34 protein-coding genes and 1 pseudogene are annotated in these 16,237 nt (G+C 40.3%); 7 read left to right on the top strand and 28 right to left on the bottom strand.

All coding sequences use genetic code 11. The annotated features are described in order from the left end of the window. Window positions 1-10 precede the first annotated feature (10 nt). From I2F54_RS10845 to I2F54_RS10815, 7 genes are all read left to right on the top strand, one after another. On the top strand, window positions 11-427 hold the full coding sequence (locus I2F54_RS10845) for a hypothetical protein (protein ID WP_195501195.1): 417 nt from the start codon (window positions 11-13) through the stop codon (window positions 425-427). Between the two features lie 56 nt (window positions 428-483). Then, complete coding sequence (locus I2F54_RS10840; protein WP_195501194.1) at window positions 484-1,026, top strand: hypothetical protein; 543 nt, start codon at window positions 484-486, stop codon at window positions 1,024-1,026. Between the two features lies 1 nt (window position 1,027). Then, window positions 1,028-1,360 (top strand): hypothetical protein, encoded by a 333-nt coding sequence (locus I2F54_RS10835; RefSeq protein WP_195501193.1) that lies wholly within the window; start codon window positions 1,028-1,030, stop codon window positions 1,358-1,360. A gap of 53 nt (window positions 1,361-1,413) precedes the next feature. Beyond that, on the top strand, window positions 1,414-1,857 hold the full coding sequence (locus I2F54_RS10830) for a DUF7841 family protein (protein WP_087426484.1): 444 nt from the start codon (window positions 1,414-1,416) through the stop codon (window positions 1,855-1,857). After that, on the top strand, window positions 1,854-2,273 hold the full coding sequence (locus I2F54_RS10825; protein WP_195501192.1) for a hypothetical protein: 420 nt from the start codon (window positions 1,854-1,856) through the stop codon (window positions 2,271-2,273). The genes I2F54_RS10830 and I2F54_RS10825 overlap by 4 nt, the downstream gene beginning before the upstream one ends. Window positions 2,274-2,461: 188 nt before the next feature. Beyond that, the gene (locus I2F54_RS10820; protein WP_195501191.1) at window positions 2,462-2,938 is read left to right on the top strand and encodes a hypothetical protein; all 477 of its coding nucleotides are present in this window, start codon (window positions 2,462-2,464) and stop codon (window positions 2,936-2,938) included. Then, window positions 2,935-3,195: a helix-turn-helix domain-containing protein gene (locus tag I2F54_RS10815; protein ID WP_195501190.1), complete on the top strand. Its 261-nt coding sequence runs from the start codon at window positions 2,935-2,937 to the stop codon at window positions 3,193-3,195. The genes I2F54_RS10820 and I2F54_RS10815 overlap by 4 nt, the downstream gene beginning before the upstream one ends. A gap of 435 nt (window positions 3,196-3,630) precedes the next feature. Here the strand turns inward: I2F54_RS10815 and I2F54_RS10810 are convergent, their stop codons facing one another. The 28 genes and pseudogenes from I2F54_RS10810 to I2F54_RS16200 form a co-directional block, all read right to left on the bottom strand. After that, window positions 3,631-4,029 carry a hypothetical protein gene (locus I2F54_RS10810; RefSeq protein ID WP_195501189.1) on the bottom strand — a complete coding sequence of 133 codons (399 nt, stop codon included), beginning with the start codon at window positions 4,027-4,029 and terminating at the stop codon, window positions 3,631-3,633. 286 nt (window positions 4,030-4,315) lie between these two features. Then, a complete protein-coding gene (locus I2F54_RS10805) occupies window positions 4,316-4,576 on the bottom strand; it encodes a hypothetical protein (RefSeq protein WP_195501188.1) in 261 nt (86 codons plus the stop codon). Then, window positions 4,573-4,938: a hypothetical protein gene (locus I2F54_RS10800; protein ID WP_195501187.1), complete on the bottom strand. Its 366-nt coding sequence runs from the start codon at window positions 4,936-4,938 to the stop codon at window positions 4,573-4,575. The genes I2F54_RS10805 and I2F54_RS10800 overlap by 4 nt, the downstream gene beginning before the upstream one ends. Then, window positions 4,935-5,336: a YopX family protein gene (locus tag I2F54_RS10795; RefSeq protein ID WP_195501186.1), complete on the bottom strand. Its 402-nt coding sequence runs from the start codon at window positions 5,334-5,336 to the stop codon at window positions 4,935-4,937. Before I2F54_RS10795 ends, I2F54_RS10800 begins: the two co-directional genes overlap by 4 nt. Before the next feature lie 25 nt (window positions 5,337-5,361). Beyond that, entirely contained in the window at window positions 5,362-5,913 is a 552-nt protein-coding gene (locus I2F54_RS10790; protein ID WP_195501185.1) for a hypothetical protein, read from the bottom strand. A 2-nt stretch (window positions 5,914-5,915) separates the two neighbouring features. Next, window positions 5,916-6,203 (bottom strand): hypothetical protein, encoded by a 288-nt coding sequence (locus tag I2F54_RS10785; RefSeq protein ID WP_229097173.1) that lies wholly within the window; start codon window positions 6,201-6,203, stop codon window positions 5,916-5,918. A gap of 2 nt (window positions 6,204-6,205) precedes the next feature. Further along, complete coding sequence (locus I2F54_RS10780; RefSeq protein ID WP_195501184.1) at window positions 6,206-6,790, bottom strand: nucleoside triphosphate pyrophosphohydrolase family protein; 585 nt, start codon at window positions 6,788-6,790, stop codon at window positions 6,206-6,208. A 330-nt stretch (window positions 6,791-7,120) separates the two neighbouring features. Next, window positions 7,121-7,810, bottom strand: coding sequence for a hypothetical protein (locus tag I2F54_RS10770; RefSeq protein WP_195501182.1), 690 nt, complete (start codon window positions 7,808-7,810; stop codon window positions 7,121-7,123). Then, window positions 7,788-8,051 carry a hypothetical protein gene (locus tag I2F54_RS10765; RefSeq protein ID WP_195501181.1) on the bottom strand — a complete coding sequence of 88 codons (264 nt, stop codon included), beginning with the start codon at window positions 8,049-8,051 and terminating at the stop codon, window positions 7,788-7,790. Before I2F54_RS10765 ends, I2F54_RS10770 begins: the two co-directional genes overlap by 23 nt. Window positions 8,052-8,053: 2 nt before the next feature. Then, window positions 8,054-8,443 carry a hypothetical protein gene (locus I2F54_RS10760; protein WP_195501180.1) on the bottom strand — a complete coding sequence of 130 codons (390 nt, stop codon included), beginning with the start codon at window positions 8,441-8,443 and terminating at the stop codon, window positions 8,054-8,056. Then, window positions 8,440-8,904 (bottom strand): hypothetical protein, encoded by a 465-nt coding sequence (locus I2F54_RS10755; RefSeq protein ID WP_195501179.1) that lies wholly within the window; start codon window positions 8,902-8,904, stop codon window positions 8,440-8,442. The genes I2F54_RS10760 and I2F54_RS10755 overlap by 4 nt, the downstream gene beginning before the upstream one ends. Then, on the bottom strand, window positions 8,901-9,272 hold the full coding sequence (locus I2F54_RS10750) for a hypothetical protein (protein WP_195501178.1): 372 nt from the start codon (window positions 9,270-9,272) through the stop codon (window positions 8,901-8,903). The genes I2F54_RS10755 and I2F54_RS10750 overlap by 4 nt, the downstream gene beginning before the upstream one ends. A 2-nt stretch (window positions 9,273-9,274) precedes the next feature. Further along, window positions 9,275-9,676: a hypothetical protein gene (locus tag I2F54_RS10745; protein WP_195501177.1), complete on the bottom strand. Its 402-nt coding sequence runs from the start codon at window positions 9,674-9,676 to the stop codon at window positions 9,275-9,277. Then, window positions 9,669-10,091, bottom strand: a complete 423-nt coding sequence (locus I2F54_RS10740) for a hypothetical protein (protein ID WP_195501176.1) — start codon at window positions 10,089-10,091, stop codon at window positions 9,669-9,671. Before I2F54_RS10740 ends, I2F54_RS10745 begins: the two co-directional genes overlap by 8 nt. 2 nt (window positions 10,092-10,093) lie before the next feature. Then, window positions 10,094-10,447, bottom strand: a complete 354-nt coding sequence (locus tag I2F54_RS10735; protein WP_195501175.1) for a DUF551 domain-containing protein — start codon at window positions 10,445-10,447, stop codon at window positions 10,094-10,096. Window positions 10,448-10,450: 3 nt separating this feature from the next. Further along, entirely contained in the window at window positions 10,451-10,801 is a 351-nt protein-coding gene (locus I2F54_RS10730; protein ID WP_195501174.1) for a hypothetical protein, read from the bottom strand. A 2-nt stretch (window positions 10,802-10,803) separates the two neighbouring features. Continuing rightward, window positions 10,804-10,989: a hypothetical protein gene (locus I2F54_RS10725; RefSeq protein ID WP_195501173.1), complete on the bottom strand. Its 186-nt coding sequence runs from the start codon at window positions 10,987-10,989 to the stop codon at window positions 10,804-10,806. 332 nt (window positions 10,990-11,321) lie between these two features. Beyond that, window positions 11,322-11,978 carry a DNA methyltransferase gene (locus tag I2F54_RS10720; protein WP_229097172.1) on the bottom strand — a complete coding sequence of 219 codons (657 nt, stop codon included), beginning with the start codon at window positions 11,976-11,978 and terminating at the stop codon, window positions 11,322-11,324. Between the two features lie 19 nt (window positions 11,979-11,997). Then, entirely contained in the window at window positions 11,998-12,504 is a 507-nt protein-coding gene (locus tag I2F54_RS10715) for a class I SAM-dependent methyltransferase (RefSeq protein ID WP_195501171.1), read from the bottom strand. 95 nt (window positions 12,505-12,599) lie between these two features. Continuing rightward, a complete protein-coding gene (locus I2F54_RS10710; protein WP_195501170.1) occupies window positions 12,600-12,938 on the bottom strand; it encodes a hypothetical protein in 339 nt (112 codons plus the stop codon). Next, window positions 12,907-13,233 carry a hypothetical protein gene (locus I2F54_RS10705; RefSeq protein WP_195501169.1) on the bottom strand — a complete coding sequence of 109 codons (327 nt, stop codon included), beginning with the start codon at window positions 13,231-13,233 and terminating at the stop codon, window positions 12,907-12,909. The genes I2F54_RS10710 and I2F54_RS10705 overlap by 32 nt, the downstream gene beginning before the upstream one ends. Further along, window positions 13,230-13,397 carry a hypothetical protein gene (locus I2F54_RS10700; protein WP_162609588.1) on the bottom strand — a complete coding sequence of 56 codons (168 nt, stop codon included), beginning with the start codon at window positions 13,395-13,397 and terminating at the stop codon, window positions 13,230-13,232. Before I2F54_RS10700 ends, I2F54_RS10705 begins: the two co-directional genes overlap by 4 nt. Before the next feature lie 161 nt (window positions 13,398-13,558). Then, the gene (locus I2F54_RS10695) at window positions 13,559-14,260 is read right to left on the bottom strand and encodes a hypothetical protein (RefSeq protein WP_229097171.1); all 702 of its coding nucleotides are present in this window, start codon (window positions 14,258-14,260) and stop codon (window positions 13,559-13,561) included. Beyond that, window positions 14,178-14,879 (bottom strand): DUF6291 domain-containing protein, encoded by a 702-nt coding sequence (locus tag I2F54_RS10690; RefSeq protein WP_195501168.1) that lies wholly within the window; start codon window positions 14,877-14,879, stop codon window positions 14,178-14,180. The genes I2F54_RS10695 and I2F54_RS10690 overlap by 83 nt, the downstream gene beginning before the upstream one ends. A 2-nt stretch (window positions 14,880-14,881) precedes the next feature. Beyond that, window positions 14,882-15,289 carry a VRR-NUC domain-containing protein gene (locus tag I2F54_RS10685; RefSeq protein ID WP_195501167.1) on the bottom strand — a complete coding sequence of 136 codons (408 nt, stop codon included), beginning with the start codon at window positions 15,287-15,289 and terminating at the stop codon, window positions 14,882-14,884. Next, the gene (locus tag I2F54_RS10680) at window positions 15,286-15,471 is read right to left on the bottom strand and encodes a hypothetical protein (protein WP_018667513.1); all 186 of its coding nucleotides are present in this window, start codon (window positions 15,469-15,471) and stop codon (window positions 15,286-15,288) included. Before I2F54_RS10680 ends, I2F54_RS10685 begins: the two co-directional genes overlap by 4 nt. Then, window positions 15,468-15,632, bottom strand: a complete 165-nt coding sequence (locus tag I2F54_RS10675) for a hypothetical protein (protein WP_195501166.1) — start codon at window positions 15,630-15,632, stop codon at window positions 15,468-15,470. Before I2F54_RS10675 ends, I2F54_RS10680 begins: the two co-directional genes overlap by 4 nt. Window positions 15,633-15,979: 347 nt before the next feature. Further along, a pseudogene (locus tag I2F54_RS16200) lies at window positions 15,980-16,237 on the bottom strand (DUF4494 domain-containing protein); the annotation flags it as partial.

Genomic DNA, 16,237 nt, shown 5'->3' with positions numbered 1-16,237 from the left:
GGGGGTAATTATGTGGCCTAACTTTTTTACAGGATTTCCTTTCCAGTTCCCGTTACTTGGCAGAGTGAACTACAATACTCTTCCTACGGTGGCTGTAACGGTCGGTACGGAGAACGTTACTTTGGAACTTCCTAATCATGCGTTCCGTAACAGGGACTATGTAGGCGGTTTCTATGTAAGTCTCCGTCAGGCAATACCTGCCGGCACGACTGCTACGCTCCCGATACTGATAGGGACTAATGGGGACACGAGACCGTTGCTGGCTTACAACAATGAGCCGGTGACTGTCGGCAACCTTGCCGGAACGGGTATCTACGAAATCCACTATAACAAGTACACCAATGAGCTGTTCCTTGTCAACGGTGGGTATCGTCCGACAACCACGTCGGCGGCGACAGCAGAAGCAACCGCTCAAAAGAGCAAGTAGTTAACCTGACCCCGGGACATATTTTGTCGTCCGGGGTCTATTAAAACCAAATCATTATGTTTCAATCACTTCGTACCAATAACCAGTTATATATACTTCATAAGGATGCCAATCCGTATATTGAATACGGCCCGGTAGTCAGCGTTTCAGCTCCCAAACCGAAATATCCTATGGCTACTCCTATGGGGCAAATGCCTCAAATGGAAATGGTTGTGGATATTGTGGTCTGCATCAACGGACAAAACACCACATTTCAAAACCTTCCTGCCGGCATGGATATAGCCGATTTCGGGCAGAACGGCAATATTGTGGTATCATGCTCGCGTGATGCGATGAATAACGAGGTCGCTTCTATGAAGCAGAAAAGCATAGACATCATCAACAGTATGGACTTTCATAACTCCGTCATTGCGGGATGTGACAAGATGCTGACGCTCCTAAACCCTGAATTTGCAGAGAAACAGCGTCAGGAGCAAGAAATATCCTCTTTGAAAGGGCAAATGGCAGAAATGAGCAAGAATATGTCTGACCTTATGGATTTGAATAAACGACTTATGGAGCAGCTCGGAGTGGCTGAAACATCTAAAACAAAGAAATAATATGGGAATGTGGGAAATATTGGAAGAAGGACGCGGTGAATATGACCGTGACTTCGGTATGAGAAGCGGTAATCCTATGGAAGAAGCCTACAAAGAGGGTTTCCGTCATGGTTACGAGAAAGCCATGCGTGAGATGCAGGGCGGCGAAATAGGTTATCGTAATAGCGGTAACTCACGCGGCGGAAGTTATAGCGGTGGTTCGGACATGAGCGAACGCCGTATGCCGGGTTACTTCCCGGAATATCCGATTTACAGCGAACGCCGCAGCGCACAGCCTTATGGCGAAGATATGAGCGAACGTAGACGCAGACGCGCCAACGGGGAGTTCATGTAATGGAGAGGGGAGTAATCCCCTCTTTTACCAGTTTATTAAAACAGAAAAAGACTATGGGACAAAGATTGGATATATACGACAAGTTCCCCCCGGGAATGCAGCAGTATCTTGGCTGCTACGGGTGGCATTTCTCAAAGAGAATGGCACAGTTTGCCATTTCAAGGATGAAGGTGAAGGATGACTCCACTGGCAAGGAGAAAAGTCTTGTGCCGTGGACGAAGAGCGAGGTGGACGAAATGCTGAAACGGAACGGGATAACCGTTGAACATGACGAGCTGTACGACGTCTGCTATGTCGCCAATATGCTGAAAGCCGATTTCTACAAGAAATCCCTTGCGGATGAAGCGCACCTGTGCGTGCATGTGAAATTGTACCTCGACGATATTGACGGCGACCCGTGCCGTGCGTTCGATGAATTCTACGCCACCTGCATCGGCAAGGGGGTTCCTATCCCCTGGGAGGACATGCTGGAGGAAAGAAAAGAAGAAAGGTCATGATAGTACAAGAATTCTACATACCGGACTATGATTGGGAAGTGAGGGTATATTACGCAGTGGACTGCTATTATACCGACCGTATCATCGCCGACCTTCAACGGGTAGGATGCAGGGGATTGGATTTGGTGAATGCCTATAAGAACATGCGCGCATGTAATCTGAACACAGGCATCACCTATTCCAATATCCGGAACAGAGAGACCGTAATGGTTATTGCTCTTACTTCTTCGCCGGAAGAGTTTCAGAACTCTTTCGACCATGAAAAGGGGCATCTATGCCGGCATATCTCACGTGCATTTGGCATCGACCCGTACGGGGAAGAGGCACAGTATCTTAGTGGGTATGTGGGGCAGAAGATGTTTCCGGTAGCGAAGAAATTTTTGTGTGAACATTGCAGAAGAAAATTACTGGAATGACAATACCAGTCCTTTCCAATTTGGAAAATACTGGAAAATATTATGTAAATTGTTCTTTGACTTGTTGGAATTACCGCCAACTCACCTCATATTTTGTTAAATATGTGAATAAACCCGGTTAAATACACTTTAAAGTGAACACTTTGTTTACTTATCTTGTTATATTTGTGGCAGAAAAAGTTAACTGTATGGCTGCGATAAATGTAAAATTGGTAGATAAGTCAGATAAGGCTACATTATATACTATTTGCTTTGAAGGTGAAGATATTTCCGAATTTGAAAAGTTTCTGATGAAATTTAAAGATAATGCAGAGCTTAGAAGAGACTATCAAATAATCCTTTTAGCAGTGAAGAAGATATTAGATAATGGTGTATTTGAGCGTTATTTTAGACCGGAAGGAAAGGTAAAAGATAATGTATGTGCATTGCCGATAACATCCGGCAAGCTTAGATTATACTGTTTAAGAATATCTGATAAAATATTAATTGCAGGCAACGGTGGGATAAAGCAAAACAAGACATACAACGAAAGCGAAGAGCTGAGTGGGTATGTAATGGATTTGCAGAAGTTTGATAATATCCTCAGAATAGCTATTAAGAAAGGTTCTGTCACTGTAGAGGAAACGGAAATATTAGATATAGAAAGTAAAACCTTTGAGTTATGAACGCAAACGAATTATTTAAAAGTTGTATCTCGGATATTCCCAATGACGTAAGGAAACAGGTAGATATGTCGTTTGCATTATCTGACAAGATTGATGCTATTTTGAAAGAGAAAGGCATGTCTCAAACAGAACTTGCCAAACGTATGGGAAAACGGAAATCGGAGGTAAGTAAATGGTTATGTGGAACTCATAATTTCACATTGAGTACAATTGCTAAAATTTCAGATGTATTAGGATGTGATTTAATTAAAATTTAGCAGTTTCTTGTTGAAAATTTAAGGCGGTAATTCCAACATGGTTTTACCGCCTTTTTTGTGTCCGGGCGGTATCCAAGTTCGAACACTGATTTTTATGTACCAAATGGAAGTTAAGAAAATATTCCAAGCCATCTTATCAGGCAAATCACGGGAAGAAGTATATAACATGCTTTCTCCCGAACAGAAGGAGACACTGAATAGTCTCGCCGCAGCAAACGGCATAAATCGTAAACAACGTAGAAAACTTGAACGTGATGCGAAAAAGGGATTACATAGACGAACTGCTTGAATTGGCGGACAATGTCCTTTACATGGACTATTGCCGCCTTTTCCGGGTTATCCAATGGAACGTTTAGAACGCCTTGAACGGGCTGTCCATTGGGTAATACCGCTTGCTGTTTTGGCAAGGGTTATATCGTTGTGTTTATAAACTTGCTATCTGCATTTCACTTTTGTAAGTCCATACTTAGCCAACCTTAGATATATCGTCCTTACACTTACATTCAGCATTTCTGCCATTCTGCGGGGCGGTATGTTTTCTTCCTTGTACAATTTGGTAATGTTCTCTTCCGAAAGCGGGTCTACAAACGTTTTCTTAGGCTCTGCTATCCCCATCCGTTTACGTGCTTTTGCAGCATATGTTTCGTTTTGCTTGTCTTTTGTGACGTAAATAATGGTGGTCTTGTTAAGGCGTAAAGGAAACAATTGCCTCTCCACTTCCTTGTGTTGTTCGGCAAGGCTTTCCGCATTCCCGTTGACAGTAGTGTCAATCTTCTTGTATTTGTCTGGAATGTGGGTATGTTTGTCTCTGATTATTCTTTCTGTTTTTCTCATGGTCTTTTACGCTTTCAGAATATTCGTCAAGTAAAAGTTTGGAAAGCTTGTATATCACAACAATTATGGCGACCATCATTGCGATTGATAATACAATTCTAACCGACAAAAACCGGGTGACAGCCCAATGTAGGGAAATAAGCATAGGCAGGAACAGCGCTGCTATAACGCTCGCTATGATTTTGTTTTTCATGTTCAATATATTATACTAAATTTATGATACCACTTATCTGCATAACTGAACCATCCAACAATGAATGATTTGCCGAGGGGGGCTTTGTATAGTTTACTCATGTGTTTCTTTGTTCTTTAATTTATCAAGGAACTCACCATCTCCCGAATAATCAGCACCGATAGCCTTTTTGCTTTCAATAATTTGCTCAACAAGTATTATGCTTTCTTTTCTAATTTCTTCTACTTCATTATAACCGCAGGCTTTATCAGCCAACTGCTCCATAACTGATTTAGGCTTGGAAAGAGTTTCATTTAACTTTCCCAATAGCCAGTAGCAGTTATCAATTGTGGCGATGTGTTCTAACTTATTCATAATTCTATATGTAAATGATAAGTATTAATAATGGCAAATAAATAAATGGCTGTAGTGATAATACTATCTAATAGTACAGCCCAGCTACCGAGACGTTGAAATCTTGATAAAGACAAAGCCATTACCGCCAGGAATAAAACCCACTGGCTTGTCATTAGTCCCGCCATTAATGTTATCCATCCAAAAATATCCAAAACACTCATTAGAAGAAGTATAGGATGCTCTTTTAAATATGCTTCTATCTTTTCCTTGGGAAGATGTCTATATTCGTATATGCGGGAATATACTCTCTTACAGTTTAAGGCTTTCATAATTTCATAGAAAGCCAAAAGTCCAACTAATAAAAAGAATAAATGCTTCATTGCTTTTCTCCTTTCAACAATTCCGGGTTATCGTAGATATTGCCTATCACCTCACTCCTATAAGCGGACAACGGTTTATACTTGGTATTGTAGAGCCCATTTTTTACACAAGGATTAAGACAGACACCTTTGTTTGCAGTTATCGCAGCAACTCCAACATATTTGCCTTCTTCTTCATAGCAGTCATCATCGGTACAAATTTCAGCAACATAACTCATACGGACAATATCCCCTTCATAAATTTCCGTTCCGTTCTTATCTCGTAATCCCGTGAACTGCCCAATAGTATCTTCGTTTACGCACTCATTAAACAAATCCATGCCAAGTGCGTGCAGTTCAGCATATACCCATTTGCCATTGTTGGTACTTTTCCCTCTGAATTTTATTTCACGTTTCATAATCTATCCTTATTACTTTTCATGTTCAATGTTCCTTTATGTAATCGACTAATTGAGCTCCTAAGTCATGGAACCGACAAAGCCCGCTAAACATAAGACCGGCACTCATGCCGCTATGTCCTTGTTTGATGAACATTTGTAAGCAGTTCTTGAAACGTTCTTCTTTAGGCTTATCTGTATTGAGTTCAGATATAATTTCCAACAAACAATCGAGTTCAAGCCCTTTATAAAGGTCATTCAATCGTACAGGAACAATCTTATCCCAATATTCAAGATTTTTATCTGGAATAATGCCACGTGCTCTTTGCCGGTATTCTATAATTAATTGTGGGATTTTGACATGGAACTCAGCTTCCTTTCGCAGGTATTCGTTATGTTTATCCTGCAAATATTTATCGAACTTAGCCTTCGTCTTTCTCGTGACCTTCAAATACATTTCATCAAGTGTTTCACTTGAATACAACTCTTTATCATTAAATTTACAGTAACAATCTTCTCCTGTTTCTTGCTTATATTTCTTCAACTGTTCGTATGCGTAGTCAATGTTTACGCCCGGATACATTTCTATTTCTTTCATAATCACAATTCCCTATTTTTTAATTTATTAAACTCATTCTCGATACACTTGTTGATTTTATTAGCTTCCTCGTATCGTTCTTCTTCAATCAGTTTGCTTTTCAACCATTGGAGCTGGTTCATATAAACGACATCGTTACGGTCTGAAACCCTACGGGTATATTCCTTTATTTCATCCAGTTTGTTCTCCATCCGCCTATGCCATCTGCCAACCATGATTAAGACAATTCCCAATGCAATGGCATTGAATAGGGAGATGGATATTTTAATTATCAGTTCTGCTATTTCCATGATTAATACTTCTTTCCATGTTTGTTTTCTCTCAATTCATTGTATCTCATCTTCTGCTCAATGTGCCAAAACAAGTCTATGTTGAGATGCTTGGCAAGCCCAATAATGCCTAACAACATACCGTTCACTTGTTTATTAAACAAAGAATCATATTCATATTCACACCGTATTGGAATTGTAGAGATAGCATATATGCTTTCTGTGAAGGTTTCACCATTGTATCTTTTTGCTTCTTCGGATATAATTTCATCTAAAAAATCACCAATGTCTATCTTACGCAATCCACACAAATCAAGCAGGCGTATAGTGGCGTCGGCTAACTCATCAGGCAATGTATCTTTTATATGCTTTTCAAACGAACATTTGAATCGCATTTCTTCTTCTACCAATGCAGGATAACGATTGTACTCCATTTCAAAACGCGCTTTGCATTTCTTTCCTAATCTCCCTTTCCTGTCCGCTTCCACAGCTTCCATAAGCTCGGATATTACAAGGCAAAGGCAATGTTCGTTACTCAATTCTTCATCATGGAAACCGTGGTCGCAAGCGGTTTTATAGGCGCGGTCGCGCAGTTCATTTAGATTCATCTGTTCTTTCTTTATCAGTTAATACTCCGTTTCTCTTGTCGTAATTACTCATACGGGGGCATTTCCCATCACATCTCATGTTCACATGCACATTGTTTGCTATTCCCGATATGAACGACTTCTTATAGCACTGCCCACTGTACGGGCTGTAATGTTTGCAGCGTTCCTGGTATTCTTTTCTATTCATGGTTATTACATACAAATTGTTTAAAGGGATAAAAACGATGATATATACACCTCGCAAATTGACTGTCGAACGCTTGTTTTGCGAATTTGCAGTTAAAGCAACCTTTGCTCAAAGTGCCTATATTTAATCCTATGTAATCCATATCAATCGACTAATTCAAATTCGTAAACAAATACATAGGGGTTGGATTCCCATGTCCCTTTGCCGGATACTTTATCTATGAGGGCGGCAAAGGCTCCACGAGGGGTACCGAAATGCTTACAGAACATTCTATTCCATCTACTTCCTATCTCTGTAATATTTTGAACAAAATATGATTTCGCACCATCATATTTGTATTGCTCTTGACTAAATTCTACACCTTCTCTCATGCAATCTTCATCGGATATATTTTGAAGTCTTTCTACCTTGATGTCGGTAATGCGGATATGATGTGGCATAAGGTCAGCGCGAACAAACATCTTGTTTTCCCAACCGGGTGCAAATTTTGTTTTAGTATAAAATCCTATTCCGTCTTTATCATCAAGTGCGAGTTCGGGATTCATACCTAAACTTTTGTAACATTGCGCAATGGCAACCACTTCGCCGACTTTATATTTTGGAATATTCCAACCTGTAAAGTCTCCTTTGTCGTTTTTCCAACTAAAAGCGTAATTTAATGGAGATACTATGTTCCCGTCATTATCGTAATCATTTGGTTCAAAAACGGGGAATACAATATCATAAGTTTCATTTGGTTTGTCATACTTGCAGACCCTTCTCGTCATAGTCTTCCGACCATCCAATACAGCCTGGGTTAAGCCATATTTGTCATTGAACATTATCTTCTTCATTGTATCTTTCTTTTAACTCTTTCAAAATAATCTCCATGCCTTCATCCAGTCCTTTCTTGTAACCGGACATATGCTCACCTATGTTGTATACCAAGCATCCTGCAACGATAAGAATAACTCCTACAGCCCTATGCCAATAAGGAAGGGATACACTGAACGGTGAGAATGTCAGTCGGAAATGACCGATGAATAATGCTAATATGATGAATATCGCAAGAAAAAATATTAGGTTTGCTTTCATAATCATATAAGTTTTAATGCTTCCTGTATGCCGGCTTCAAGTGCTTCCTCGTAAGCGTCCCATTCCCCTCCGTCATTTGTCCCTTTATAAGTAGAACTGGCTATATGGGTTCCATTGTCGGCCTTAGATATTTCGTATCCATAGCCGCAAGCACAGTTATATATACATATATGAATGTTCTTGGCTTCACGCAGCCACTTTTGGACTACATATAATGTTGGACACAAAAATTCAACTAATTCGCCATTTATTTCTGTACAGCATGACATACTTTGCGGATAGTCGTATTTTCTAATAATTTCATTGCAATCTATCGTACGTTCACACTTCCAATCAAAGCCTTTTTCTTTCAATAGCTTTGCCGTTTCAAATATTATAAATTCTTCGGTCATGGTTTTATAAATATTACAATTAATAAAACAGCGGCCATGATGGAAGCAATCAAGGCAAACCATTTCCATATTTTTACAGTAGCCTTCAAACCATATTGCTGCTTATTAAACTCACTCATTGCATAATTCAAAGCCTCGTCTTTCAATCCTTTAAACTTGTTATTCAAGAACTCGGTTATATCGTCTGCAATAGTATATTTCACCCTTTCCGATATGGATATTGGATAGCCCCTCTCGTCATAATTTATCTCATTCAGTAAATCATGATGGAAAAGATATGGCACACCATTCACCTCATAAGACACCCTTATTCCACCCTCTTTGATGTATTTCAAAAACATCTCCTCGGAAAGCTCCTTTATCCTTACCTCATTCAGTTCGGACTTTTCTTTCAAACTATTAAAATATTCCTCGTCAACAATCACACAATTGTTTTCAAGTTTCATTACATGTGCTTTCATTCTTTTTCTTTAAAGTGTTCAATCAGTTCGTTTACGGTAGCTACATGACAGTAGCATGAGCATCTACTAAAATACCCTATCGTAAAATCCCTTTTCTTATAATGGGGTGGAAAATCTTGGTCGAATACCCAATACTGATTTGCGCTCGTATCATCTCTTAATGCGGCAAGGGCAAGGAAAAGCTCCTTGTTGGTTCCGCAATCAATGCCGTTACAATCGTTGGGTGATTTTATATCATTAACCCAACCATTGCTACATTCGAGATTGTCGTATTCTATTGGGGAAAGCATTTTATATCCCAACTCTTCCAGCTTCTTTCTAAGTTCTTCAGTATTCTTTCTTATAAAGCACGGTGTTGTAAATCCCATAATTACTTCTCCTTTTCAATATATTTGTTTTCAATACACCAACACAGCATCTCGTAGGTCGCATCAATAAGCTCTTTGTCTTCTTTTAAAATCAATATAGAGCGTGAATAAGGTTCCATATATAGGCATGTGTATGTACTTGCAAGCTTTTGCAGGGTCAGCACATACGTATCAATGAAGCATGGAAGCTTGTCGAGAATGTCTTGTAAAGTGAAAGCTGGATATTCATGCCTTATATTCGGCTGACTTACAAAAAGGCAGGGGGATTCCTCTATTTCATCTGTTCCATTGATAATAGAATCGGCGGTAGGCAAAAACTGCCAGTGCATACTTGCATCGCTCTTATCCAGTCCAAGCTCCTGCAAGTGATTCATCTGCTCAATTGATAATACTTGTTTACTCATAACGTTTTATGGGTTTATTGGTGAATACTATCTCCTTGTCGAACTTGGCGCATTGTGCATAACTTACACCACTTATAGAACAGAATGGATAATCTGACCCTTTTTTTAATCGGGCAAAATGTTTTACTCCCCATTCATCGTTATCATCGTTTCGCATCATTGCCAATTCCCCGATTTCAAACTGAGGTTCGGGATTTGGTTTGTTGTAAATTCCCCAATCGGTAACGATAATATCACAGACTGGGAGCATATCTATTGGAAAATCTTTATTGTCAACAATCAATCCATCTTCATTAAGTTTTAAAGAATGTCTATCGCATTTTAATAGTCCCCAATTTGAGTCCTCACGAGCGACCTCATATCCTTGCTTCATTGCTTCAAGGGCTTCACTAAAGGTCATGTTTTTTGTTTTCATAATTAATCTCCTTTCTCTTTTATTCGCTGTAACACATCTTTATTGGCTTCGAGGATTTCATCGAAAGAGGGTATGGGCATCCATGCTAAAACTTCGGTTTCGCTTCCAAAAGTCCATTTGTCTGTTTTCCAGTAAGTATTTTCATTGATTTGCATTGACCCCATATATTCAATGAGGACTAATACGTTTTGCCCTTCTTCCGGCAACCGTTCTTCAACGCTTATCCACGGGGATTGCTTTGCCTGCCATTCAGCGCCAGCCTTGAAATCTTTTTCGCTTTGCCACATATCGGGTTCAGAACTCCATGCCCATTGAGAGGAGTACTCCTTTGCCGCTTCTTCTACTGTCTGTTTCATGCTTTAGTTCTCCATATTAGGCGTTATATCCTCAAAGTAAGCCCACCGGACTACATTGCTAAAATTCTCATACCCAATAGTGTTATCTTTTTTGTGATAATATCCACACCCGCAGTTTCCGTCAGAAAGGGTAAACACACAGAATTTATTATCATCAGGAATATTTGTATTATCATGCCAAATGCTACTGATGCGCCATTCAGCACCAGCTATATAAGCCCGTTCTGTAATATCAAGTACTGCATCGCGGGCGCCAGCATCATAATTATCTTCTTCAAAGTTTATCTCAAAATCGCTTGCTTCCAATATTTTTTGGAGATAGTCGTTAGCAGCTTCTTCTATTATCTGTTTCATAACTATTTCTGATTTAATTGTTTCATTTCTTTCTCCGCATCCTTGACTCCTTTCTTGAAACCCTCCACAAAAGAATCGAAGCAGGCGCGTACTATTTCCAAGTTGCACCCGTTTCGGTACAAAGGGCAGATGCCGCATCTTTGGCTTAATCCTGCCGATTTCTTGGCTTTCTTGGTTACGTTTCGCATACTATCTTATTTTTTTATTCCGTTTTCTATTATCCTCAGATACACACATCTTGCACCATGATGTTTTGATGTGGTATGCTTTTCCATTGCGATGAATCGTTCTATCGTAGAAGCAGGATAGTAGAAGTAAGCTTCCACAACGGCTGCACACTTTACGTTCTACTCCGTCCACCATCACCCGGTTTCTCGGTTTCCGCTTCACTATTTCACATGACCCACATTCGGATGCACCGTACTTTCGGCAATAGGCAAGTGAGTGCTTGCCACATCTGGCGAAAGAGGTACAATCCGAACGGGGAACTGTCTGATGAACATTCATATTTCTATTACTATTAAAATAGGCTGGCCTGAACCAAAGTGCCTTTACTCGTTTTTGTTTCTCCGAAACACTCTTGACGAAAACGAATGTTACCCGCTTCAAAGTAGTGTTTATCCTTATCGCATCCCCAGAAATCAAACCCAAGTTTATAGGCAGCAATCCTATCGCTCTGACTACCCATGTGAGGACTTCCAATCTTATACCCAGGATTCGCATAATTATTAAGCAACCATCCATACAACGCAATAGGTTTCTGATTAGGGTGAATGCGTATTTCTTTGTTCTTCATGTTTTCCTGTAGCATTCCGTGCCATCTATATTTAAATTTTCTGACGGCAGTCGGAAATGAAGTCCATGCCAATTCACAATCGGCGAAATCATTCATTCCATTATCTTTATCCCAAACTATCCAGCAACTGCTATCAAAAGGAATACGGCTTATAAAATGGTTGGCTCCCCATATTATTTGCCTTTTAGAAACTCTAATAAGTTCTTGAAAATACTCTTTGGGTGGTGCGTCTTTATCGTTTCCGGAATAACAGACATACGACTTTGATATGGCAATCTTGCTTCGAGTACCATTCTTTTCGCCATCTTCTCCAATTCCGTAAGGCGGATCATCTATTATCAAATCAAAAAACTTATCTGGAAACTTAGATAGAAAATCCATTCTATCACAGTTATATACTTCACTTATTGGCATAATTCAATACTTCATTTTTCATGAAACACATCCATATTGTTTTACTCTGCCTTCCGGTGGTATGCCCGAAAAGTGGGTTGAACGGGATAACGGACAAAACTTCCGCGGCTTTTATTTCACTTTCATTCCACTTGAATATGAGTGTACCGTTAGGCTTCAAGACGCGCATACACTCGGTAAATCCGTCATGTATAAGCGATTGCCAATCTTTTGGCAGTTTACCGTACTTCTTTGCCATCCATGAGGTTTCACCAAGTGTTTTCAGATGCGGTGGGTCAAATACTACCATGTAGAAGGAATTATCTTCAAATGGAAGATTGGTGAAGTCGGCCACAATATCCGGTTTCACTTCTATGGTTCTTACCTTATCTCTGTCTTTTGCCGTAACTGTTTCAGAGCGTTTATCCACGAACAAAACGTTTGGATTTTGCTTGTCGAACCAAAACATCCGGCTGCCACAACAAGCATCTAATATGAGTTTTTCAGTTTCCATTGTCGTACTTTCAAAACCACTCCTCATCCTTTCCGACCTCTACCGAAAGCCAGTCCATGAGGAGAGTTATAAGGTTATAAATCAGTTTCATTTCACTAAACTTTTATCGCATTGGCAATATTATCGGCATCCGACAGTTTTCTTACCAGCACATCAAATGCGGATGTGCATCGTTCTGTGTTCATATTGACCGTTTTCCCGATTTTCAAACTGTCGGAAGCAAGGTTCATCATCCTTGCCACATTGAAAAGCTTCAGGTATTCCAACGTAAACCCGTTAAACCGTGCATCTTTCTTCCGAAGTTCTTTAATCCTTTCGTCGAACTGAATACAGGAGTAATCGCACAATGTCCTTGCAAGTTCAAATCTTGCAATCTCTGCGGAATGAGATATGCCGTTATCGTCAAGAACCTGCTTGAACTGCCAGTACAACATATCCACGTGCTTGTTCACTTCTTCCGCGTACTTGTCGTTGCAGTCGGCGAAGAACTCGCTCCGGTCTGAACCGATAACGTTGTTTTACAGTACGCTCATATTCCTTTCTTGCCTTGTCGGCATCATTCAAATACCGTTTGAATGCCTGTCTGTAATAAGGCGTTCTCTTCATCGCATGCAGGCTCTCGATAACCTGCCCGCAACAGATGTCGTTCGTGAAGAGAATGTTGTAAGTGCAGAGTACCACAAGGCTCTCATACTTGCTGATTATCTTGGTTGCTGCATCGGTAGTCATTGCTTTGCGTGTTCTGCCTTGTCCGTACTCCTGTTTCTGCTCTCTTTGGCAAGCTCGTCAATCATCCGCTGATACTTCTTTGCCACCAACGGGCAGCGTATGCGCATCGCATTATCACGCTGCTGCTCCAATAATTCGATTCTCCTTTCAAGTTCTATATCCATAATCATTTTTTCTTAAAATTCTCACATATCCTTCCGTACCTGTCACATGCGCATACCCTATGACCTTTAGCCTTACAGAGGCATGAGTTTCCGATAAAGTCTTTGGCGTATGAGCACTGGCGGCAGTGGACGGGGGAGAGGGGTTCTTTTTTCTTTGCCATCTATCTTCGGCTTTTACCTTCAATTTTAACCACATTGAACATCTCTTTAACCCGGTCGGCAATATAATCCCCATACCGCCCGGAAAACTCCGTGTTCGGGTCAAGATTGGTAGTCATGTGGGTGTAGAAACAATATCTCTGCTCATAGCGCAGTTGCAAAACGGTCTGAATGGCATTGATGCCTGTACCGAAGTGCTTGGCATCCATTGGCTCCCTACCTACTTCGTCAATGGCAAGATTGTGCATACATGACCTGTCTGTGTATTGGTTTAACCCGGCAATTCCCTTCTCGGCAAACTGTAAGGCAATCTCGGCAGCGCTGGTAAATTGAAAGGTCAATCCGGCATCCGCACCACCAATACAATAGCGGGCAATTTTCGCCGCATAATTCTGTAACCCTTTCAGTAAAGTGGATTTGCCTACCCCGATAGAACCGTGTAATAACAGTCCCTTATCTAAATCAAGTATTCCAGGCATTCCCCATGTCCATTGATAAAGAGCTTTCAACAGTTGGCGGTTGCTATCATCAACTGTAAAGGCTGGGGAAACGGATTTCATAGAAATTACAAGTTGGTTGCGCCAGTACATATCAGCCTGCTCCTTGTTCCATTGTTTCTGATTAGCTTTGTTTGCCGAAGACAATTGATTTGATACCGGCGGAGCTTTTGTCTGGTTCAGTATCAGGTTTCCGATTCTTTCCATAATTTTTTAGTTCAAATAATCCGGAATAGTTGTTTGCAATTGATTGCTCAACAATATATCTTGCTTTTTGGGGATTGTTGTCACTTAACTCTAATAGATGATTATAGCATATTTTTAGCGACTTGTCAGATTTATAGCTTTCCCTTCGCTCGCGCTTATATCCAAGCCATTCCCTAAATGCATCTTTAAAACCCTCATCAACAAAAGACAAATCAACTTCCTTGTTTTTGGGAATCGCTTTCTTATCTCCGTTAGGAGATTCTTTCTCTATATCATTTTCATTATCATTTTCATTAGGCTTGTTTTGGGTTGTTTGGGTTGAATTTAACCCACTGGGTTGTTTGGGTTGTTTCGATTTTGCGTTGCTATTCCCAATCGGAGCACCACCTTTACGCCCGTTGTTCCGGTTTCTCTCGACAATGCCATGATATTTAGTTTCGTCTATCTCAAATTGATTGATGAAGAAACCAAATGCCATTTCAATGTCCTCCTCTACCGTAACCTCCTCGCCAAGTTGATACTTGAAAATTGCACGGAATAATCGTCCAAGCTGTTTATCTGATAATCTTGATATAGGTTTGTAGAAAGACTTATATATTATAAAACTATCCTTTGCCATTGTCATACATCTTTCAAATAATCGTTTACAACTTTTATAAACTCATCAAGTGACCGGACAACGACATATTTATACCCGTCTTCTGTTATCTTCGATTCCCACTCTTTTTGAGAATTGCGTTGAGTGCCTTTTCTTGTTTTTGTCTCAATCAGTAAAGCTCCGTAATGCCTATTTCTTTTCAAGAATATAAGGTCGGAAACGCCAGCCAACACACCTTCTTCCTTTAATCTCTTTCCGGTTATTGCATCTCTTCTTCCGCCATTGGGAATAGCAAAAAGATTATGGTGCATAGACGGATATTGTAGCCGGAACCAATTCATCATGGAGACTTGCAACTTGTGCTCTTCATCTTTGTGCTTCTTGCTGATATTTGCTCCGCAATATTTGGATTTCATTTCTTCAAAAGTCATATATACTTTATTTTAAGTTCCACATCCACCGGCTTATCCCTCATCGTGGAGAAAGCATCAAGTATCCTCTCCTTAGTCAACTGGATAGGTCGGGTTATTATCTCGCTTCTTATACGCTCTAACGGTATCTTCTTCCCATCATAGGTAACAAGAACCGCAGAGGTTATTACGTAAGGCTTCATGTTTTGTAGGATTTCTTTGCCTGCCTTGCAATCTTCTTGTTCAACTTACTTAGACGCTCTGCCTGTTTGCTGTCACCTCCAATATTATGAATGTCTGACTTTCGGTCTATGATAAGCTTCTGAATGATTACACAGTCGGATTTGGTTATTGTAAGTTTCATGATAAGTTATATTTAGTGGGGAAGCTCCGAATCGAACAGAGCATGTTGTTTTGCTGGATGGTAGATGATAATAAACTAATGAATAACTAATACTAATTGGCAATCAAAAAGAATAACCGTCCAATACGTTCAACGTTACCATATTCCCCGTTTGCCCGCCATATCTTCACAGACCGGGCAGGCAGGTTAACAAAAAGCTCCCAGATAGGCGGTCAAGCCACACCGGGATAGTTAACTGTTAGCTGATTTCACTTAACCCGAACCTTTCACGGGACTTCTGCGTGAGCAGAGGGCGTTTAGTTAATAATTATGGTTATTTATTAGGGATATACCAATCCGGGATATAATCATTCATTTTTAGCCTCACTTTCTATACTTCCGTTTGGAATGACTTTAGGTTTATTCCCGGTCTTATCGATGATGACCGATTTGCCGCCAATTGTGACCTCTGTACACTGACCCTCTGGGAATCTATTGATAAATCGGGATACTTCCGTATTACTATTACCTTCAGTTTCCTTTGGCTCATACGGATATACATCCATGATGGCGGTTTCTGCTACCGATGCAATTTGATAGTCGGCCATTGTACCTTTCATACCCTC

This window comes from Bacteroides clarus, assembly GCF_015555825.1.
Taxonomy (GTDB): Bacteria; Bacteroidota; Bacteroidia; order Bacteroidales; family Bacteroidaceae; genus Bacteroides; species Bacteroides clarus.
This window is presented reverse-complemented; position numbering and strand designations above follow the sequence as displayed.

Coding starts and splice junctions, on each gene's coding strand:
- I2F54_RS10830 (WP_087426484.1), top strand. CDS start 1,414: ATGGGACAAAGATTGGATATATACGACAAGTTCCCCCCGGGAATGCAG.
- I2F54_RS10690 (WP_195501168.1), bottom strand. CDS start 14,879: ATGGCAAAGGATAGTTTTATAATATATAAGTCTTTCTACAAACCTATA.
- I2F54_RS10725 (WP_195501173.1), bottom strand. CDS start 10,989: ATGCGAAACGTAACCAAGAAAGCCAAGAAATCGGCAGGATTAAGCCAA.
- I2F54_RS10740 (WP_195501176.1), bottom strand. CDS start 10,091: ATGAAAACAAAAAACATGACCTTTAGTGAAGCCCTTGAAGCAATGAAG.
- I2F54_RS10820 (WP_195501191.1), top strand. CDS start 2,462: ATGGCTGCGATAAATGTAAAATTGGTAGATAAGTCAGATAAGGCTACA.
- I2F54_RS10785 (WP_229097173.1), bottom strand. CDS start 6,203: ATGGAAATAGCAGAACTGATAATTAAAATATCCATCTCCCTATTCAAT.
- I2F54_RS10720 (WP_229097172.1), bottom strand. CDS start 11,978: ATGGATTTTCTATCTAAGTTTCCAGATAAGTTTTTTGATTTGATAATA.
- I2F54_RS10700 (WP_162609588.1), bottom strand. CDS start 13,397: ATGGATATAGAACTTGAAAGGAGAATCGAATTATTGGAGCAGCAGCGT.
- I2F54_RS10715 (WP_195501171.1), bottom strand. CDS start 12,504: ATGGAAACTGAAAAACTCATATTAGATGCTTGTTGTGGCAGCCGGATG.
- I2F54_RS10780 (WP_195501184.1), bottom strand. CDS start 6,790: ATGAATCTAAATGAACTGCGCGACCGCGCCTATAAAACCGCTTGCGAC.
- I2F54_RS10750 (WP_195501178.1), bottom strand. CDS start 9,272: ATGGGATTTACAACACCGTGCTTTATAAGAAAGAATACTGAAGAACTT.
- I2F54_RS10755 (WP_195501179.1), bottom strand. CDS start 8,904: ATGAAAGCACATGTAATGAAACTTGAAAACAATTGTGTGATTGTTGAC.
- I2F54_RS10810 (WP_195501189.1), bottom strand. CDS start 4,029: ATGAGAAAAACAGAAAGAATAATCAGAGACAAACATACCCACATTCCA.
- I2F54_RS10730 (WP_195501174.1), bottom strand. CDS start 10,801: ATGAAACAGATAATAGAAGAAGCTGCTAACGACTATCTCCAAAAAATA.
- I2F54_RS10790 (WP_195501185.1), bottom strand. CDS start 5,913: ATGAAAGAAATAGAAATGTATCCGGGCGTAAACATTGACTACGCATAC.
- I2F54_RS10710 (WP_195501170.1), bottom strand. CDS start 12,938: ATGTTGTACTGGCAGTTCAAGCAGGTTCTTGACGATAACGGCATATCT.
- I2F54_RS10765 (WP_195501181.1), bottom strand. CDS start 8,051: ATGAAAGCAAACCTAATATTTTTTCTTGCGATATTCATCATATTAGCA.
- I2F54_RS10835 (WP_195501193.1), top strand. CDS start 1,028: ATGGGAATGTGGGAAATATTGGAAGAAGGACGCGGTGAATATGACCGT.
- I2F54_RS10705 (WP_195501169.1), bottom strand. CDS start 13,233: ATGACTACCGATGCAGCAACCAAGATAATCAGCAAGTATGAGAGCCTT.
- I2F54_RS10675 (WP_195501166.1), bottom strand. CDS start 15,632: ATGAAACTTACAATAACCAAATCCGACTGTGTAATCATTCAGAAGCTT.
- I2F54_RS10800 (WP_195501187.1), bottom strand. CDS start 4,938: ATGAAGCATTTATTCTTTTTATTAGTTGGACTTTTGGCTTTCTATGAA.
- I2F54_RS10745 (WP_195501177.1), bottom strand. CDS start 9,676: ATGAGTAAACAAGTATTATCAATTGAGCAGATGAATCACTTGCAGGAG.
- I2F54_RS10735 (WP_195501175.1), bottom strand. CDS start 10,447: ATGAAACAGACAGTAGAAGAAGCGGCAAAGGAGTACTCCTCTCAATGG.
- I2F54_RS10825 (WP_195501192.1), top strand. CDS start 1,854: ATGATAGTACAAGAATTCTACATACCGGACTATGATTGGGAAGTGAGG.
- I2F54_RS10840 (WP_195501194.1), top strand. CDS start 484: ATGTTTCAATCACTTCGTACCAATAACCAGTTATATATACTTCATAAG.
- I2F54_RS10685 (WP_195501167.1), bottom strand. CDS start 15,289: ATGACTTTTGAAGAAATGAAATCCAAATATTGCGGAGCAAATATCAGC.
- I2F54_RS10805 (WP_195501188.1), bottom strand. CDS start 4,576: ATGAATAAGTTAGAACACATCGCCACAATTGATAACTGCTACTGGCTA.
- I2F54_RS10695 (WP_229097171.1), bottom strand. CDS start 14,260: ATGGAAAGAATCGGAAACCTGATACTGAACCAGACAAAAGCTCCGCCG.
- I2F54_RS10845 (WP_195501195.1), top strand. CDS start 11: ATGTGGCCTAACTTTTTTACAGGATTTCCTTTCCAGTTCCCGTTACTT.
- I2F54_RS10770 (WP_195501182.1), bottom strand. CDS start 7,810: ATGAAGAAGATAATGTTCAATGACAAATATGGCTTAACCCAGGCTGTA.
- I2F54_RS10760 (WP_195501180.1), bottom strand. CDS start 8,443: ATGACCGAAGAATTTATAATATTTGAAACGGCAAAGCTATTGAAAGAA.
- I2F54_RS10795 (WP_195501186.1), bottom strand. CDS start 5,336: ATGAAACGTGAAATAAAATTCAGAGGGAAAAGTACCAACAATGGCAAA.
- I2F54_RS10680 (WP_018667513.1), bottom strand. CDS start 15,471: ATGAAGCCTTACGTAATAACCTCTGCGGTTCTTGTTACCTATGATGGG.
- I2F54_RS10815 (WP_195501190.1), top strand. CDS start 2,935: ATGAACGCAAACGAATTATTTAAAAGTTGTATCTCGGATATTCCCAAT.